General features: G+C 59.6%; 21 protein-coding genes. 10 read left to right on the top strand and 11 right to left on the bottom strand.

The window, feature by feature from the left end; genetic code table 11:
- Window positions 1-45 precede the first annotated feature (45 nt).
- Genes I5961_RS04455 through I5961_RS04435 form a run of 5 tightly spaced genes read right to left on the bottom strand, consistent with a single transcriptional unit; the run spans window position 46 to window position 3086 of the window.
- A complete protein-coding gene (locus I5961_RS04455) occupies window positions 46-351 on the bottom strand; it encodes a lipid asymmetry maintenance protein MlaB (RefSeq protein ID WP_085698468.1) in 306 nt (101 codons plus the stop codon).
- A complete protein-coding gene (locus I5961_RS04450) occupies window positions 348-998 on the bottom strand; it encodes a phospholipid-binding protein MlaC (RefSeq protein ID WP_085698467.1) in 651 nt (216 codons plus the stop codon). The genes I5961_RS04455 and I5961_RS04450 overlap by 4 nt, the downstream gene beginning before the upstream one ends.
- A gap of 11 nt (window positions 999-1009) precedes the next feature.
- The gene (gene mlaD / locus I5961_RS04445) at window positions 1010-1477 is read right to left on the bottom strand and encodes an outer membrane lipid asymmetry maintenance protein MlaD (RefSeq protein ID WP_085698466.1); all 468 of its coding nucleotides are present in this window, start codon (window positions 1475-1477) and stop codon (window positions 1010-1012) included.
- Entirely contained in the window at window positions 1477-2274 is a 798-nt protein-coding gene (gene mlaE / locus I5961_RS04440) for a lipid asymmetry maintenance ABC transporter permease subunit MlaE (protein ID WP_007953561.1), read from the bottom strand. Before mlaE ends, mlaD begins: the two co-directional genes overlap by 1 nt.
- Entirely contained in the window at window positions 2274-3086 is an 813-nt protein-coding gene (locus tag I5961_RS04435; RefSeq protein ID WP_007953564.1) for an ATP-binding cassette domain-containing protein, read from the bottom strand. The genes mlaE and I5961_RS04435 overlap by 1 nt, the downstream gene beginning before the upstream one ends.
- Window positions 3087-3362: 276 nt before the next feature.
- Here I5961_RS04435 and I5961_RS04430 point away from each other — a divergent pair, with 276 nt between their 5' ends.
- The 10 genes from I5961_RS04430 to I5961_RS04385 all read left to right on the top strand — a co-directional run bounded on the left by I5961_RS04430 (window position 3363) and on the right by I5961_RS04385 (window position 10389).
- Window positions 3363-4337, top strand: a complete 975-nt coding sequence (locus I5961_RS04430; RefSeq protein WP_227234459.1) for a KpsF/GutQ family sugar-phosphate isomerase — start codon at window positions 3363-3365, stop codon at window positions 4335-4337.
- Window positions 4338-4862 carry a KdsC family phosphatase gene (locus I5961_RS04425; RefSeq protein ID WP_085698464.1) on the top strand — a complete coding sequence of 175 codons (525 nt, stop codon included), beginning with the start codon at window positions 4338-4340 and terminating at the stop codon, window positions 4860-4862.
- 8 nt (window positions 4863-4870) lie between these two features.
- The gene (gene lptC / locus I5961_RS04420) at window positions 4871-5443 is read left to right on the top strand and encodes an LPS export ABC transporter periplasmic protein LptC (protein ID WP_007953568.1); all 573 of its coding nucleotides are present in this window, start codon (window positions 4871-4873) and stop codon (window positions 5441-5443) included.
- Window positions 5430-5975, top strand: coding sequence for a lipopolysaccharide transport periplasmic protein LptA (gene lptA, locus I5961_RS04415; RefSeq protein ID WP_085698463.1), 546 nt, complete (start codon window positions 5430-5432; stop codon window positions 5973-5975). Before lptC ends, lptA begins: the two co-directional genes overlap by 14 nt.
- On the top strand, window positions 5975-6700 hold the full coding sequence (gene lptB / locus I5961_RS04410) for an LPS export ABC transporter ATP-binding protein (protein ID WP_007953572.1): 726 nt from the start codon (window positions 5975-5977) through the stop codon (window positions 6698-6700). The genes lptA and lptB overlap by 1 nt, the downstream gene beginning before the upstream one ends.
- Before the next feature lie 186 nt (window positions 6701-6886).
- Window positions 6887-8380, top strand: a complete 1494-nt coding sequence (locus I5961_RS04405; protein ID WP_085698462.1) for an RNA polymerase factor sigma-54 — start codon at window positions 6887-6889, stop codon at window positions 8378-8380.
- Window positions 8381-8453: 73 nt separating this feature from the next.
- Window positions 8454-8762, top strand: a complete 309-nt coding sequence (gene hpf, locus I5961_RS04400) for a ribosome hibernation-promoting factor, HPF/YfiA family (RefSeq protein ID WP_085698461.1) — start codon at window positions 8454-8456, stop codon at window positions 8760-8762.
- An 11-nt stretch (window positions 8763-8773) separates the two neighbouring features.
- Window positions 8774-9238 carry a PTS IIA-like nitrogen regulatory protein PtsN gene (gene ptsN, locus I5961_RS04395; protein WP_007953580.1) on the top strand — a complete coding sequence of 155 codons (465 nt, stop codon included), beginning with the start codon at window positions 8774-8776 and terminating at the stop codon, window positions 9236-9238.
- Window positions 9239-9240: 2 nt separating this feature from the next.
- Entirely contained in the window at window positions 9241-10098 is an 858-nt protein-coding gene (rapZ, locus tag I5961_RS04390) for an RNase adapter RapZ (protein ID WP_085698460.1), read from the top strand.
- Window positions 10099-10113: 15 nt separating this feature from the next.
- A complete protein-coding gene (locus tag I5961_RS04385; protein WP_085698459.1) occupies window positions 10114-10389 on the top strand; it encodes an HPr family phosphocarrier protein in 276 nt (91 codons plus the stop codon).
- 39 nt (window positions 10390-10428) lie between these two features.
- On the opposite strand, the gene I5961_RS04380 is transcribed toward I5961_RS04385, so the two are convergent.
- The 6 genes from I5961_RS04380 to pmbA all read right to left on the bottom strand — a co-directional run bounded on the left by I5961_RS04380 (window position 10429) and on the right by pmbA (window position 15707).
- Window positions 10429-11322, bottom strand: coding sequence for a ZIP family metal transporter (locus tag I5961_RS04380; RefSeq protein ID WP_085698458.1), 894 nt, complete (start codon window positions 11320-11322; stop codon window positions 10429-10431).
- Window positions 11323-11352: 30 nt separating this feature from the next.
- A complete protein-coding gene (locus tag I5961_RS04375) occupies window positions 11353-11964 on the bottom strand; it encodes a superoxide dismutase (protein ID WP_085698457.1) in 612 nt (203 codons plus the stop codon).
- A gap of 1 nt (window position 11965) precedes the next feature.
- The gene (locus I5961_RS04370; RefSeq protein WP_085698456.1) at window positions 11966-12406 is read right to left on the bottom strand and encodes a hypothetical protein; all 441 of its coding nucleotides are present in this window, start codon (window positions 12404-12406) and stop codon (window positions 11966-11968) included.
- A gap of 27 nt (window positions 12407-12433) precedes the next feature.
- Entirely contained in the window at window positions 12434-13810 is a 1377-nt protein-coding gene (locus tag I5961_RS04365; RefSeq protein ID WP_227234458.1) for a class II fumarate hydratase, read from the bottom strand.
- Window positions 13791-14198: a FagA protein gene (locus tag I5961_RS04360; protein ID WP_227234456.1), complete on the bottom strand. Its 408-nt coding sequence runs from the start codon at window positions 14196-14198 to the stop codon at window positions 13791-13793. The genes I5961_RS04365 and I5961_RS04360 overlap by 20 nt, the downstream gene beginning before the upstream one ends.
- A 162-nt stretch (window positions 14199-14360) precedes the next feature.
- Window positions 14361-15707 (bottom strand): metalloprotease PmbA, encoded by a 1347-nt coding sequence (gene pmbA, locus I5961_RS04355; protein WP_413541587.1) that lies wholly within the window; start codon window positions 15705-15707, stop codon window positions 14361-14363.
- Window positions 15708-15794: the final 87 nt, after the last annotated feature.

Below are 15794 nucleotides of genomic sequence, written 5' to 3'. Positions count from 1 at the left end.
CCGCTGCGCAGGACTCTGACGGGGGGCTTCTCTATTGATGCGGGTTCAGGGTTGCGCCAAAAGCTCGGTCAGCTCGCTGACCTGGGCAATTTCGCGCATGTCTTCGGGCATCCCGCGAATACTGACCGCCTTGCCGGCGGCCTTCGCATCGCGAATGAAGCACAGCAGCAGCGACAGACCGACGCTGCTGGACTTCTCCACCGCCGAGCAATCGATCACCAATGCCGGGGCATTGCACGACTTGATCAGCGCCCGGCCCTGCTCGCGCAGATCGGGCGCGGTGCGGTAATCCAGCACGCCACTGAGCTGCAGCTCACTGGCTTCATCCAGACGAATGGCCGACTCGGTCATTGGGCAGGCTTCTCGTTCTGCTCGGCCGACTGCTTGGCCTTGGCGACTTCCCCGGCCCAGCCGTTGATGGTCTTGTCCAGGTCGTTGCCATTGCGCTGCATCGCGTCGGCGAACTGGTCACGGAACAGCTTGCCGATGTTGATGCCGTTGATGATGACGTTGCGCAGTTTCCACTCGCCGTTGATCTTCTCCAGGGTGTACGACACCGGATAGATCGCGCCGTTGTTGCCCTTGACGGTCATGCCGACGCTGGTGCGGTCGCCAGACTCGTCCTTGGGCGCATCAACGGTAATGCCCTGATTGTTGTACTCGAGCAGCGCATTGCCGTAGAACTGGAACAGGCCGCGCTTGAAGTTTTCCTCGAAGGTCTTCATCTGCGCCGGGGTTGCCTTGCGCGAATACTTGACCGTCATGATGCTCTTGGAAATGCCTTCGGCATCTACCACAGGGCCGACGATGGTGTTCAGCGCCGTGTAGAAATCCTGTGGATCCTGCTTGTACTTCTCTTTATTGGCCGACAGATCGGCGAGCATCCGGTTTGTAGTGTCCTGAACCAGATCGTGCGCCGACTGTACCGCCACGGCGTTAGCCACCAGCGGCAGCGCCGCAAGCAACACCAACAGGCCACGTCGCAAGGTAGAGATCATTCAAAAGCTCCTCATTTGGCGTCTTTGCTAACGGTATTGAGCAGGAATTTACCGATCAGGTCTTCCAGTACCAGAGACGACTGCGTGTCGTGGATGGTTCCACCATCCTTGAGCAGGGTGTCTTCCCCGCCCACGCTGATACCGATGTATTTCTCGCCCAGCAGACCCGCAGTCAGGATAGATGCTGTGGAGTCGGTCGGCAGGTTGTCGACGCTTTTATCCACTTGCAGGGTCACCCGACCGGTGAAGCTGTCGCGGTCCAGATCGATCGCGGTGACCTTGCCGATCGTCACACCCGCCATGGTCACTTTGGCTCTGACCGTCAAACCGGCGATATTGTCGAAATACGCGTAAAGCTTGTAAGTATCGGTGGTCGAAGTCGGAGAAAGGCCACTGACCCGCAAAGCGAGCAGCAACAAAGCCAGGATCCCTGCCAGCAGGAACAGGCCGACACCGATTTCCAGGGTGCGGTTTTGCATCAGAAATCTCCAAACATCAAAGCGGTCAGAATAAAGTCCAGGCCGAGTACTGCCAGCGAGGCGTAAACCACGGTCTTGGTGGTGGCACGGCTGATTCCCTCGGAAGTGGGTTCGCAGTCATAGCCTTGAAATACGGCGATCCAGGTGACGACAAAAGCGAATACTGCACTTTTGATGATGCCGTTGAGCACATCGTCACCGAAGCTCACGCTGTTCTGCATGTTCGACCAGTAGGAACCTTCGTAGACGCCCAGCCAGTCGACGGCGACCCACGAACCGCCCCAGATACCGACCACGCTGAAAATCATCGCCAGCACCGGCAGGGAAATGAAGCCGGCCCACAGACGCGGGGCGATGATGTACTTGAGCGGGTCGACCCCGATCATTTCCAGGCTGGACAGCTGCTCGGTGGACTTCATGTTGCCGATTTCCGCCGTCAGCGCCGAACCGGCACGACCGGCGAACAACAGGGCGGTCACCACCGGCCCCAACTCACGCAGCAGGGTCAGCGCCACCATCTGCCCGACAGCCTGCTCCGAGCCATAGCTCGACAGGATGTTGAAGCCCTGCAGCGCCAGCACCATGCCGATGAAGATCCCGGACACCACGATGATCACCAGCGACATCACGCCGACGGAATGCAACTGCTTGACCAGCAGACCAAAACCGCCGCCGATGCCGCCCCGCCCGAGCAAGGCATGAAACAGGAACAGGGTCGAACGCCCGAACACTGCGACGCTGTCGATGCCGGCGAGGCCGAAACGACGCACACGCTCCATTAAAGTAATTCTGCGCATCAGCGGCGCTTCCCCAGAAGATCTGCGCGGTAATCCGGCGCTGGAAAGTGATACGGCACCGGGCCGTCGGGTTCACCGGTCATGAACTGGCGGATACGCGGATCGTCCGAGCTCATCAGTTCATCCGGCGTGCCCTGCCCCAATACCTGGCCATCACCGACCACATAGATGTAGTCGGCAATGCTCGCGGTTTCGGCGAGATCGTGCGACACCACGATACTGGTGATTCCCAGGGCATCATTGAGCAGCCGGATCAGGCGAACCAGAACACCCATGGCGATCGGGTCCTGGCCGACGAACGGTTCGTCGTACATCAGGATCTGCGGATCGAGGGCAATGGCCCGGGCCAGGGCGACACGACGTTTCATGCCGCCAGACAGCTCATCAGGCATCAGCTCGATCGCACCGCGCAGGCCCACGGCCTGCAACTTGAGCAGCACGATGTCGCGAATCATCTCGTCCGGCAGATCGGTATGAACCCGCAGCGGAAAGGCGACGTTCTCGAACACATCAAGATCGGTGAACAGCGCACCGCTCTGAAACAGCACGCCCATGTGTTTGCGCGCATCGAACAGATCGCTGCGCGACAGCTTCGGCAGGTTCTGGCCGTTGACCCAGACCTCGCCTTTGGATGGCCGCAACTGGGCGCCCATCAGGCGCAACAGTGTGGTCTTGCCACACCCGGAAGGTCCCATGATGCCGGTGACCTTGCCGCGCGGGATGCGGATATCGACGTTATTGAAAATGCTCCGCGCACCGCGCTTGAAGGAGACTCCCTTCAGCTCGACCGCGTAGGCGTTATCGGCACTCATCTAAACTCCTTGCGATGCAGCCTCTCACTCGGACACCTGGCTTTCTGGAGGAAAGCCCCTACATCCCGGGCAGGCCGAACTGGCGGCGAACTATATCACTGCAAAGGGCAAGCGCCCAAGGCCTGCACCGGCCTGCCTTCTGCGACTTGAAGGGCTTGAAGCCTTATTTACAGAGTTTTGGCAACAAGGAATGACAAAGCACGACGAACTTGCGTGAGGCTTTTCAACATAACCGCTATAATCGCCGCCTTTTCATCGGGCTATACGATTTCTGACATGAGCCAAACCAGCGACCTGATTCAATCGGCACAACGCACCGTCCGCCTCGAAGTGGAAGCCGTACAAGGCTTGTTGCCCCATATCGACGCCGATTTCGTACGCGCTTGCGAGATGATTCTGGCCAGCAAGGGCCGTGTTGTCGTGGTCGGCATGGGCAAGTCCGGACACATCGGCAACAAGATTGCCGCGACCCTGGCCAGCACCGGCACCCCGGCGTTTTTCGTGCACCCGGCCGAGGCCAGTCACGGCGACATGGGCATGATCACCCGTGACGACGTGATTCTGGCCCTGTCGAACTCCGGCTCCACCAACGAAATCGTTACCCTGCTGCCACTGATCAAACGCCTGGGCATCCAGCTGATCAGCGTCACCGGCAATCCGCAATCGCCGCTGGCCAAGGCTGCCGAGGTCAATCTCAACGTGCACGTCGAGCACGAAGCCTGCCCGCTGAACCTGGCGCCGACCTCCTCGACCACCGCCGCACTGGTCATGGGCGACGCCCTGGCCGTGGCGCTGCTGGAAGCGCGCGGCTTCACTGCCGAAGACTTCGCCTTTTCCCACCCGGGCGGCGCGCTGGGACGACGCCTGCTGCTTAAAGTGGAAAATGTCATGCACGCTGGTCAGGAACTGCCGCAGGTACAGCGCGGCACCCTGCTCAAGGATGCATTGATGGAAATGACCCGCAAGGGGCTGGGCATGACCGTCATTCTTGAAGCGGACGGCAAACTGGCCGGGATCTTCACTGACGGCGACCTGCGTCGCACCCTGGATCGCAGCATCGATATCCACAGCGCCACCATCGACCAGGTGATGACCGTGCACGGCAAGACCGCCCGCGCCGAGATGCTCGCCGCCGAGGCCCTGAAAATCATGGAAGACCACCGAATCAACGCACTGGTTGTCGTGGATGAAGAGGATCGCCCGATCGGCGCCTTCAACCTCTCCGATCTGCTGCGCGCAGGAGTGATGTAAATGAGCAACGATCTGCTGCAACGCGGCAAAGCCATCAAACTGGCGGTTTTCGACGTCGACGGCGTCCTCACCGACGGTCGCCTGTACTTCCTTGAAGACGGCAGCGAGTTCAAGACTTTCAATACGCTCGATGGCCAGGGCATCAAGATGCTGATGAACGCCGGCGTCCAGACCGCCATCATCAGCGGTCGCAAGACTCCGGTGGTCGAGCGCCGGGCAAAAAACCTCGGCATTGCGCACCTGTTTCAGGGCCGCGAAGACAAACTGGTCGTTCTCGACGGTCTTCTGGAGCAACTGGGCCTAAGCTATGAACAAGTGGCCTATCTCGGTGACGACCTGCCGGATCTGCCGGTGATCCGCCGCGTGGGGCTGGGCATGGCCGTAGCCAACGCCGCTGCATTCGTGCGCGAGCACGCCCATGGCGTGACCCAGGCCCGGGGCGGCGAAGGTGCCGCCCGCGAATTCTGCGAACTGATCCTGCGCGCCCAAGGCAGCCTCGACGCCGCCAACAACGCGTACCTGTGAGTCCAACCATGTTTAGCAAAAAGTTTCGCAACATCCTGCTGTTCGGTTGCATCGCAGCGATTTTCGGTGCGGTCGGCTACTGGAACATCAGCCCGGAGCGCTTCCTCGACAAACCGCCGGTTTCGGCAGAGGAAAGCCCGATCGACTGGTATGCGACCAATACACACACGATCCAGTACCTCGAAGACGGCAAAGTGCAGTACGAAATGACGTCCGACAAGGCTGAGCACGTCAAGGCGACCGACATTACACTGGTCACCAAGCCCGATCTGAACATGTTCCGTGGCACCGATTTTCCATGGCACGTGACCAGTGAACGCGGCGAAGTGAACTCCGGTGGCACCGAGGTCGAACTGATCGACTCGGTACGTGTCAAGCGCACCGACGAAAAGAACCGCGATACCCTGATCACCTCCACTCGCATGACGGTGTTCCCGCAGCAGCAATATGCGCAGACCCAGCAACCCGTTAGAATCGACGGCGCTGGCGGTGTATCGACTGGCGTAGGAATGAAAGCGTATTTGAAGGAAAGCAGGATACACCTGCTATCGAACGTAAGAGGACAGTATGAGGCTCGTTAAAACCCTCCCTATTTTGCTCAGTCTGGGCGCAGCACTGGGAAGCGTGAGCGCCTGGGCTCTGCCGAACGATCAAGAGCAGCCAATCCGCATTCAGGCCGACGATGCCCAGCTGGACGACAAGAACGGCGTTGCCACCTATAAAGGCGACGTGATCATCACCCAGGGTTCGATGGTCGTCAAAGGCAACACCGTGACCATGACCCGTGCGCCCAACGGCGACATCGACGTCGTGACTTCGGTGGGCAACCTCGCCTACTTCGAACAGTTGCAGACTGCCGGCGACACCAAACCCGTTCAGGGCTGGGGCGTGACCATTCAGTACCACGCACAGCAGAACCGCGTTGTACTGATCGACAAGGCCAAAGTCGTCGACAAGGACAACAACACCACTCAAGGCGAGAAAATCGTCTATGACACGGTGAAAAAACTGGCCAGCGCCGGTCGAGCCACTGGCAGCAAGGTCACCGAAGCGCGTCCGCGCATCGACATGGTGATTCAGCCGAAGAAGAAAACCGACGAGAAAACCCAGTAATGGCAACTCTGAAAGCTCAGCACCTGGCCAAGGCCTATAAAAGCCGCCAGGTCGTGCGCGACGTCAGCCTGTCGATCGACAGCGGTCAGATCGTCGGCCTGCTCGGCCCGAACGGCGCCGGCAAGACCACCTGTTTCTACATGATCGTCGGCCTGGTCCAGGCCGATCAGGGTCGCGTACTGATCGACGATCTGGACGTCAGCCACCAGCCGATGCACGGTCGCGCCAAGGCTGGTATCGGCTATCTGCCGCAGGAAGCGTCGATCTTCCGCAAACTGTCGGTCGCCGACAACATCATGGCCATCCTCGAGACCCGCCAGGAACTCGACAAGGCCGGTCGTCGCAAGGAGCTGGAAAGCCTGCTGCAGGAATTCCACATCAGCCACATCCGCGACAACCTTGGCATGAGCCTGTCCGGTGGTGAGCGCCGCCGGGTGGAAATCGCCCGCGCACTGGCCACGGCACCGAAGTTCATCCTGCTCGACGAACCGTTCGCGGGTGTCGACCCTATCTCGGTCGGCGACATCAAGCAGATCATCCACCACCTCAAGGCCAAGGGCATCGGTGTGCTGATCACCGACCACAACGTCCGCGAGACGCTGGATATCTGCGAAACCGCCTACATCGTAAACGACGGCCAGTTGATCGCTGAAGGCGACTCCGCGACCATCCTCGCCAACGATCTGGTGAAGGAAGTCTACCTGGGTCACGAGTTCCGCCTGTAAGCAAGACGGCATTCGATCAGCCGTTCGGGTGCTGTAACGTTGAAGCGCTTTTTTATACGCTTTTATTGTTACAGCGCTCTAGGCAAACACGACAGTTTCAGGCATATAATTTGCTTAAGTTTGGCGCCCCGGCGCCCTGTAGTGGATGGCGCATAGCGCCGGCGAATAAGGTGTTAAGCCCCTGCCATGAAACCATCGCTAGTCTTGAGAATGGGCCAGCAGCTGACGATGACACCGCAGCTGCAACAGGCCATCCGCCTGCTCCAATTGTCGACCCTGGATCTGCAGCAGGAAATCCAGGAGGCTCTGGAATCCAATCCGATGCTCGAACGCCAGGAAGACGGCGACGACTTCGACAACTCCGATCCCATGGCCGACAACGCCGAGCAGAAGCCCAACACCGAGATCCAGGAACCCTCCTATCAGGAGACCGCGCCGACAGTCGATAACCTCGAAGACGGCGAATGGAACGAGCGAATCCCCAACGATCTACCCGTCGACACCGCCTGGGAAGACGTCTATCAGACCAGTGCCAGCAGCCTGCCGAGCAGCGATGATGACGAGTGGGACTTCACCACCCGCACTTCCGCCGGCGAGAGCCTGCAAAGCCACCTGCTGTGGCAATTGAATCTGGCACCGATGTCCGACACCGATCGCCTGATCGCGGTCACCCTGATCGATTGCATCAACAATCAGGGCTACCTCGACGAAACCCTCGAAGAAATCCTCGACGCCTTTGATCCGGAACTCGATATCGAGCTGGACGAGATCGAAGCCGTCCTGCACCGCATCCAGCAGTTCGAACCGGCCGGCATCGGCGCGCGCAACCTGGGCGAATGCCTGCTATTGCAATTGCGCCAGCTGTCGGCCAAGACCCCTTGGCTGGCCGAAGCCAAGCGCCTGGTTACCGATTACATCGACCTGCTCGGCAGCCGCGACTACAGCCAACTGATGCGCCGCATGAAGCTCAAGGAAGACGAACTGCGCCAGGTCATCGAACTGGTGCAGAGCCTCAACCCGCGCCCCGGCTCGCAGATCGAGTCGACCGAAGCCGAATACGTGGTGCCTGACGTCATCGTACGCAAGGACAACGAACGCTGGCTGGTGGAGCTGAACCAGGAATCAGTGCCGCGTCTGCGGGTCAACGCCCAGTACGCCGGTTTCGTACGTCGTGCCGACACCAGTGCCGACAACACCTTCATGCGCAATCAGTTGCAGGAAGCCCGCTGGTTCATCAAGAGCCTGCAGAGCCGCAACGAAACCCTGATGAAAGTTGCCACCCAGATCGTCGAGCATCAGCGCGGCTTCCTGGAGTACGGCGACGAAGCCATGAAGCCGCTGGTCCTGCATGACATCGCTGAAGCAGTGGGCATGCACGAGTCGACAATTTCCCGAGTGACCACGCAAAAATTCATGCATACCCCGCGGGGCATATATGAGCTGAAATACTTTTTCTCCAGCCATGTAAGCACCTCCGAAGGCGGTGAATGCTCGTCCACGGCGATCCGCGCGATCATCAAGAAACTGGTTGCCGCGGAAAATCAGAAAAAGCCGTTGAGTGACAGCAAGATCGCTGGTTTACTGGAGGCACAAGGCATTCAGGTGGCTCGCCGCACCGTCGCCAAGTACCGCGAATCCCTCGGGATCGCGCCTTCGAGCGAACGCAAGCGGTTGATGTAAGCCACGTTACAGCGTTCCAGTGGCAGGCTCTTCGGCCTGCCGCTTTATGCACTGGCAACGAAGGAGAAGCTGTATGCAAGTCAACATCAGTGGACACCAACTGGAAGTTACCCAACCTCTCCGTGAGTACGTTGAGCAAAAGCTCAAGAGGCTTGAGGGACATTTCGACAAGATCACCAACGTGCAAGTCACGATGTGCGTCGAAAAGCTGAAGCAGAAAATCGAAGCCACGATGCATATTCCCGGCAATGAAGTCGTCGCTAACGCGGAACATACTGACATGTACGCTGCGATCGACGCGCTGACCGACAAGCTTGATAAACAACTCAAAAAGCATAAGGAAAAGACCCAGAGCCTGCTTCAGGGCGCTACCGGTCGATAACCCCCACCCCCATGATCCGACTTGAAAGTATCCTGACCCCCGGCCGTTCCCTGGTGAACGTGCCGGGCGGCAGTAAAAAGAAAGCCCTCGAACAAATTGCCAACCTGATCGCCCGGGAAGTCCCGGATCTGGAGATGCAAGATGTCTTCGAGGCATTGATTGCCCGTGAAAAACTGGGTTCCACCGGTTTTGGCAACGGCATCGCCATTCCCCACTGCCGCCTCAAGGGCTGCGAAGCGCCGATCAGTGCGCTGATGCACCTTGACGCCCCTATCGATTTTGACGCTATCGACGGCGCGCCTGTGGACCTTCTGTTCGTCCTGCTGGTGCCGGAAGCCGCCACCGATGCTCACCTGGAGCTTTTACGCCAGATCGCCAGCATGCTCGACCGCAAGGATGTACGCGACAGACTGCGTAGCGCACCAAGCAACGAAGCCTTGTACCAGGTTGTACTGGAAGAACAGAACAGGCCGTAATCATGCGCTTGATCATTGTCAGTGGCCGTTCCGGCTCGGGTAAGAGTACTGCCCTGGATGTCCTTGAGGACAATGGCTACTACTGCATTGACAACCTGCCTGCCGGCTTGCTTCCGGATCTCGCCGAGCGCGCGCTGGTGCATACCGAAATGCTCCAGCCGCTGGTGGCTGTCTCGATCGACGCCCGCAACCTGCCGAGCCATCTGTCACGTTTTCCAGAGCTGCTCGAGGAAGTTCGCAGCCGGCACATCCAGTGCGATGTCCTGTACCTGGATGCCGATGACGAAACATTGCTCAAACGTTTTTCGGAGACCCGTCGTCGTCACCCGCTCAGCAATGCCAACCGCTCGCTGGCCGAAGCCATCAACGACGAAACCGCCCTGCTGGGCCCGATCGCCGATCTGGCCGATCTAAAGGTCAACACCACTAACCTCAATCTCTATCAACTGCGCGACACCATCAAGCTGCGCCTGCTGAACCAGCCTGAGCCGGGCACTGCGTTTCTGGTGGAGTCGTTCGGTTTCAAACGCGGCATGCCGGTGGATGCGGATCTGGTGTTCGATGTACGCTGCCTGCCGAATCCGTACTGGAAACCGGAGCTGCGCGCGCAATCCGGTCTCGATCAGCCGGTCGCCGAGTATCTGGCGGCGCAGCCGGAGGTCGAGGAGATGTACCAGGACATTTACTCGTATCTGTACAAATGGTTGCCGCGCTTTGCGGCGAGCAACCGCGCTTATGTCACCATTGCCATCGGCTGCACCGGCGGGCATCACCGCTCCGTTTACCTGACCGAACGTCTTGGCCAGGCGCTGCAGAAGACCCTGAAGAACGTCCAGGTTCGCCACCGCGACCTCAGCTAAAGGATTCACACCGCGATGCCTGCTCGGGAAATAGAAATTATCAACAAGCTGGGCCTGCATGCCCGCGCATCGGCAAAATTCGTCGGGGTGGCGGGTAAGTTTCCCGATTGCACGATCAGAGTGGGCCGCACCCCGGAAACCACGGTTGACGGCAAAAGCATCATGGCGATGATGATGCTCGCTGCAGGCAAGGGCACCAAAATCTACCTGAGCACCGAAGGTCATCAGGAACAGGAAGCCATGGACGAGTTGGTAACGCTGATTAACAACTACTTCGACGAAGGTGGTTGAGAACGCTTGAGGCGAGGGAGTTCGCTCCCTCCTCCCGACTCATCCCAACGCCGTGTCCATCACCATCATCAGACAGAAGCCGATCAGCAATCCCAGACTTGCCAGCTTCTCATGGCCATTGCGTCGCGACTCCGGGATAACCTCGTGAGTCACCACCAGCAGCATGGCTCCCGCCGCCAACGCCAACCCCAAGGGCAGCAACAACTCGGCCAGACTGACCAGCCACGCACACAGAAGCGCGAACACCGGCTCGACCAGTCCTGACGCTGCGCCAATCAGAAACGCCTTCACCCGCGACATCCCGGCGCCAGCCAACACCAGTGCAATCACCAGCCCTTCCGGCACATCCTGCAAGGCAATGCCCATCGCCAGACTGTCTGCGTCCGGCATTCCACCGCCAGCCGAGACGCCGACGGCCATCCCTTCCGGGATGTTGTGGGCGATGATGGCGAACACAAACAACCAGATCCGCGGCGGAATCACCGGATGCTCGACAGTGCCGATGAGCATTTCCGGCGAAGCGCCCGACACCCGGCGATCAACCAGATACAGACCGAACGCTCCGAGCATGATGCCGAAGCAGATCAGGCCGCTGGCGCCCCACGAACTCAGTCCCAGACTTTCGGCGGCGGCGATTCCCGGCACGATCAGCGAAAACGCGGTCGCCGCCAGCATCACACCGGCGCCAAAACCCAGCAGCGTATCGCCCAGTGCCTGGGGCATGTTGCGGATCACCAACACTGGAACGGCTCCAAGTGCGGTGCCGAGGGCGCAAATCGCCCCGCCCTGCAACGCACGCGATAGCCTGGGCTCCAGATTCAGCCATTCCAGTCCGTGGGCGACCAGCAAGGTCATACCCGCCAACAGCAACAGCGATCCAATTGCGTAACGAAACATACGCCCACTTCCGATCGCCAGTGTTTCAGTGCCCATAGTCAGCCTTGGATTGTTTTTATAGAAGACTTAAACCAGCGCGGCCTGATAGCGCGCAGCGACTTCCGGCCAATTGATGACGTTGTAGAACGCGCTGATGTATTCCGGCCGACGGTTTTGATAACGCAGGTAGTACGCGTGCTCCCACACATCGAGCCCGAGAATCGGCGTATTGCCGCTCATCAGCGGGCTGTCCTGGTTACCGCTGCTTTCCACCACCAGTTTCTTGTCCGGCGTCACACTGAGCCAGGCCCAGCCACTGCCGAAACGGGTCAGCGCGGCTTTGGTGAAAGCGTCCTTGAAGCTGTCGAGGCCGCCCAATTGTTCATCGATCGCCCTGGCCAGCGCACCATCCGGTTTACCACCACCGTTGGGCACCATTACTTCCCAGAACAGCGAGTGGTTGGCGTGACCGCCGCCTTGGTTGATCACCGCCGCACGAAGTTTTTCCGGTAGTTGCTGGACGCTGGCGACCAGTTTTTCCACCGGCCATTCCGCGAATTCGGTGCCCTCGACTGCAGCGTTCAGATTGTTGATATAGGTCTGGTGATGTCTGGTGTAGTGGATCTCCATGGTTTGCGCATCGATGTGCGGTTCCAGAGCGTCGTAGGCGTAAGGCAAGGCTGGCAGGGTAAAAGCCATTTCAATGGACTCCATGGTGATGTGGGGCAGGCGCGCGGCGCGCATTGCCTGTATCCGGGTGCAGCAAACGCTGGGTGCGCGGGTATTCGCCGTGTTCGCTGATGAAATTGAGCAGCTCTACGTAGGTCTTGCTGCTCTGGCGCAATGCCGCTTCACGCAGCGCCGGGCGCAGTCGCTCGTCCTGCATGGTCTGCAACAGGCGCTGGTGGATAGCGCAGAGGTACTCGGCGCTCTCCTCCGGCTGATTCAGGCGCAGATGCAGATCCGCCAGGTTGTGATGGGAAATGACGCAGGCCGCCACTGCTTCGTCGGCATCGGCCCAGCGTTCGAACAACACTTGAGCCAGGGCCAAGGCTTGCAGATAAGCCTCGCGGGCGTCGATCAGATCGCCCAGCATGAAACAGCGATTGGCCCGTTCGATCGTGCGTTTCCAGTGCTCCATGGTGAACCTCCAAAGCGGTTGCGGTGCTTACACGCCGCCGGCGGTGAGTTTCTCGGGATTGAGCAACTCTTCCAGTTGGCTGCGCGACAGGTCGGTGTGTTCCAGCGCGACGTCGATCACCGGACGGCCCTGTTTGTAGGCCTGCTTGGCGATTTCGGCGGCTTTCTGGTAACCGATGATCGGGTTGAGCGCGGTCACCAGAATCGGGTTGTGCGACAGCGCTTCCTTGAGCCGCGACTCGTTGACCTTGAAGCTGGCGATGGCCTTGTCGGCCAGCAGACGGCTGGAGTTGGCCAGCAACTCGATGCTGCTCAACAGGTTCTGGGCGATGATCGGCAGCATCACGTTCAATTCGAAATTGCCCGACTGACCGGCGATGGTGATCACCGAATCGTTGCCGATCACTTGCGCGGCGACCATGGCGGTAGCTTCAGGAATTACTGGATTGACCTTGCCCGGCATGATCGACGACCCCGGTTGCAAACCCTCCAGCTCGATTTCACCGAGGCCGGCGAGCGGGCCGGAATTCATCCAGCGCAGGTCGTTGGCGATTTTCATCAGCGACACGGCAGTAGCCTTGAGCTGACCCGACACAGCTACGGCGGTGTCCTGCGAGCCGATCAGGGCGAACAGATCCTTGCCCGGCGTGAACTGGACGTTGGTCAACAGGCTCAACTGGCGGCTGAAACGCGCTGCGAACTCCGGATGCGCATTGATCCCGGTGCCGACCGCCGTGCCGCCCTGGGCCAGAGATTGCAGGCTTGGCAGCAAATCCTGCAGATGACCGATATTGGCCTTGAGCTGCTGTGCCCAACCGTTGAGTACCTGACTCATGCGCACCGGCATCGCGTCCATCAAGTGGGTGCGGCCAGTCTTGACGTGATGATGGACTTGCCCGGACTTGCGCTCGATCACTTGCACCAGATGAAGCAGCGCCGGCAGCAATTGTTCGTGCAGGGCTAACGCGGCGCTGACGTGGATGGTGGTCGGGATGATGTCGTTGCTGCTCTGCCCGCAGTTGACGTGATCGTTGGGGTTCACCGGTTCTTCGAGCAGGCGGCTGGCCAGGGTGGCGATCACTTCGTTGGCGTTCATGTTGGAGCTGGTGCCGGAGCCGGTCTGGAAGATATCCACCGGGAAATGCTGCATGAAGTCGCCTTCCAGCAGTGCTTGAGCGGCATCGCTGATGGCTTTGCCTTGCGCGGCGCTGATCTGGTTGAGTTCGACGTTGGCGCGGGCGGCGGCCGCTTTCGCCAGAATAAGGGAACGGATGAACTGGGTCGGCATCGGCTTGCCGCTGATCGGGAAGTTATCCACTGCACGCTGGGTCTGCGCGCCGTAGAGAGCGTCCACCGGCACCTGCAGTTCGCCCATGCTGTCGCGCTCAATACGTGTCTTGGTCATCGCTAAATCCTTGGACTAATTCAATGAGAGGAATCGAGGGTTGCAACTCGCAGGTGGCGAGCTGCCAGGTGTAGCTTTGCCAGCGTTTGAGCCGGCATTTGCACATTGAGAGGCGTTCCATTTCACGCAGCGGGCGCCAGGCTTGATCGAGACAGAAGCTGCGCCAATGCCACGGCAGCGCGATGTCGGTGGCCGTATCGAGCAGCAGACGGAAAGAGGTTTCAGCGACCGTCCAGGGTGAGGTCGCTGTGCAACAGGCCAGATATCGGCCTTCGGCCAGGTAGTGTTCGATCAGACGAGGTTCATCGGGATCCATCGCGCAACGGATCTGGCGACTCATCCAGCGCCAGCTTTCAAGGTACGGCTGCTCGTGCAAGGCAGAACTCATGATCCGGGGCTCATCCGATAATGAGATTTATTATTAGATGATAATAAGAACCAAAACAAGGGCAGCTTTTTTGTTCCCCTCATGAGCCCGGAAAAACTTGCGGACACAAAAAAGGCGCGCCGCCCGGTCGGGTGGCGCGCCTTTTGTGTACCTGTCTGGGGTTTAGCTACCCGCCACAGTCATCTTCTCGATCAACACCGAGCCGGTGCGAATATTGCTCCGCAGTTCCAGATCGTTACCAACGGCGACGATCTGCTTGAACATGTCGCGCATGTTGCCGGCGATGGTCACTTCCTGCACCGCAAACTGGATTTCACCGTTCTCGACCCAGAAACCCGCCGCACCGCGCGAGTAATCACCGGTCACCATGTTCAGACCATGGCCCATCAACTCGGTGACCAGCAACCCGCGCCCCATACGCAGCAGCAAGGCCGCCTGGTCTTCATCGCCATGAGTGACGAACAGGTTATGCACGCCGCCGGCGTTGGCGGTACTCGGCATGCCGAGTTTGCGACCCGAATAGGTGCCGAGGATGTACGAGACCAACTCACCCTTTTCGACGAACGGCTTGGCATAGGTCGCCAGACCGTCACCGTCGTACGATGCACTGCCCATGGCACGCATCAGGTGCGGGCGCTCGTCGATGGTCAGCCATTCCGGGAACAGCTTATGCCCCAGGGTGCCTTCAAGGAACGACGATTTGCGGTACAGACTGCCGCCGGAAATCGCCGACAGGAAGCTGCCGAACAATCCACCTGCCAGTTCCGCTGAAAACAAAACCGGCACTTCGCAGGTCGGTACCGGACGCGCGCCCAGACGGCTCGCCGCCCGTTGTGCCGCACGCTGGCCAATGCTCACCGGATCCGTCAGCAAACTGCCCTGACGGTTCACGTCATACCAGTAATCGCGCTGCATCTGGCCATCGGCCTCGGCGATCATCACACAGCTCAGGCTGTGTCGGGTCGAGGCATAACCACCGATGAAACCATGGCTGTTGCCGTACACGCGGCAGCCCTGATGAGTGCTCAACGTGGTGCCATCGGCATTCTTGATGCGGGCATCGGCATCGAACGCGGCGGCTTCGCAGAGCAGCGCTTTCTCGATGGCCTGCTCCGGGGTGATGTCCCATTCGTGGAACAGATCGAAATCCTGAATATCCCTGGCCATCAGCGCGGCATCGGCCAGCCCGGAGGCTTCGTCTTCGGAGGTGTGCTTGGCAATCGCCAGCGCTGCAGCGACGGTCTCGCGAATCGCATCCGGCCCGGTGGCGGAGGTGCTGGCCGAGCCTTTGCGCTGACCGACGTACAAGGTGATGCCAAAGCCCTGATCACGGTTGAACTCGACCGTCTCGACTTCACGTTGACGCACCGACGTGGACAGTCCCTGCTCCAGCGACACCGCCACTTCGCAGGCACTGGCGCCCTGACGCTTGGCTTCGGCGATGATCTGCTCGACCTGTTCCTGCAGTGCCGGCAATGCCTGTGGGCCGACGCTTTCAACTGCACTCATGCTCATCTCCACTCAAATTCTGCTTTCGGCTGGGGCCTTCGAGCGACCGGGCCGGACAAGCGGCCCCCGACTGGTTATCATGGCGGC

The sequence above is a fragment of the Pseudomonas sp. IAC-BECa141 genome, from assembly GCF_020544405.1.
In the GTDB taxonomy this organism is placed as follows: domain Bacteria; phylum Pseudomonadota; class Gammaproteobacteria; order Pseudomonadales; family Pseudomonadaceae; genus Aquipseudomonas.
This window is presented reverse-complemented; position numbering and strand designations above follow the sequence as displayed.

Coding starts and splice junctions, on each gene's coding strand:
- I5961_RS04455 (WP_085698468.1), bottom strand. CDS start 351: ATGACCGAGTCGGCCATTCGTCTGGATGAAGCCAGTGAGCTGCAGCTC.
- I5961_RS04435 (WP_007953564.1), bottom strand. CDS start 3,086: ATGAGTGCCGATAACGCCTACGCGGTCGAGCTGAAGGGAGTCTCCTTC.
- I5961_RS04425 (WP_085698464.1), top strand. CDS start 4,338: ATGAGCAACGATCTGCTGCAACGCGGCAAAGCCATCAAACTGGCGGTT.
- I5961_RS04365 (WP_227234458.1), bottom strand. CDS start 13,810: ATGACCAAGACACGTATTGAGCGCGACAGCATGGGCGAACTGCAGGTG.
- I5961_RS04405 (WP_085698462.1), top strand. CDS start 6,887: ATGAAACCATCGCTAGTCTTGAGAATGGGCCAGCAGCTGACGATGACA.
- rapZ (WP_085698460.1), top strand. CDS start 9,241: ATGCGCTTGATCATTGTCAGTGGCCGTTCCGGCTCGGGTAAGAGTACT.
- lptA (WP_085698463.1), top strand. CDS start 5,430: ATGAGGCTCGTTAAAACCCTCCCTATTTTGCTCAGTCTGGGCGCAGCA.
- I5961_RS04430 (WP_227234459.1), top strand. CDS start 3,363: ATGAGCCAAACCAGCGACCTGATTCAATCGGCACAACGCACCGTCCGC.
- hpf (WP_085698461.1), top strand. CDS start 8,454: ATGCAAGTCAACATCAGTGGACACCAACTGGAAGTTACCCAACCTCTC.
- I5961_RS04380 (WP_085698458.1), bottom strand. CDS start 11,322: ATGGGCACTGAAACACTGGCGATCGGAAGTGGGCGTATGTTTCGTTAC.
- pmbA (WP_413541587.1), bottom strand. CDS start 15,707: ATGAGTGCAGTTGAAAGCGTCGGCCCACAGGCATTGCCGGCACTGCAG.
- I5961_RS04385 (WP_085698459.1), top strand. CDS start 10,114: ATGCCTGCTCGGGAAATAGAAATTATCAACAAGCTGGGCCTGCATGCC.
- lptC (WP_007953568.1), top strand. CDS start 4,871: ATGTTTAGCAAAAAGTTTCGCAACATCCTGCTGTTCGGTTGCATCGCA.
- lptB (WP_007953572.1), top strand. CDS start 5,975: ATGGCAACTCTGAAAGCTCAGCACCTGGCCAAGGCCTATAAAAGCCGC.
- mlaD (WP_085698466.1), bottom strand. CDS start 1,477: ATGCAAAACCGCACCCTGGAAATCGGTGTCGGCCTGTTCCTGCTGGCA.
- mlaE (WP_007953561.1), bottom strand. CDS start 2,274: ATGCGCAGAATTACTTTAATGGAGCGTGTGCGTCGTTTCGGCCTCGCC.
- I5961_RS04450 (WP_085698467.1), bottom strand. CDS start 998: ATGATCTCTACCTTGCGACGTGGCCTGTTGGTGTTGCTTGCGGCGCTG.
- ptsN (WP_007953580.1), top strand. CDS start 8,774: ATGATCCGACTTGAAAGTATCCTGACCCCCGGCCGTTCCCTGGTGAAC.
- I5961_RS04375 (WP_085698457.1), bottom strand. CDS start 11,964: ATGGCTTTTACCCTGCCAGCCTTGCCTTACGCCTACGACGCTCTGGAA.
- I5961_RS04370 (WP_085698456.1), bottom strand. CDS start 12,406: ATGGAGCACTGGAAACGCACGATCGAACGGGCCAATCGCTGTTTCATG.
- I5961_RS04360 (WP_227234456.1), bottom strand. CDS start 14,198: ATGAGTTCTGCCTTGCACGAGCAGCCGTACCTTGAAAGCTGGCGCTGG.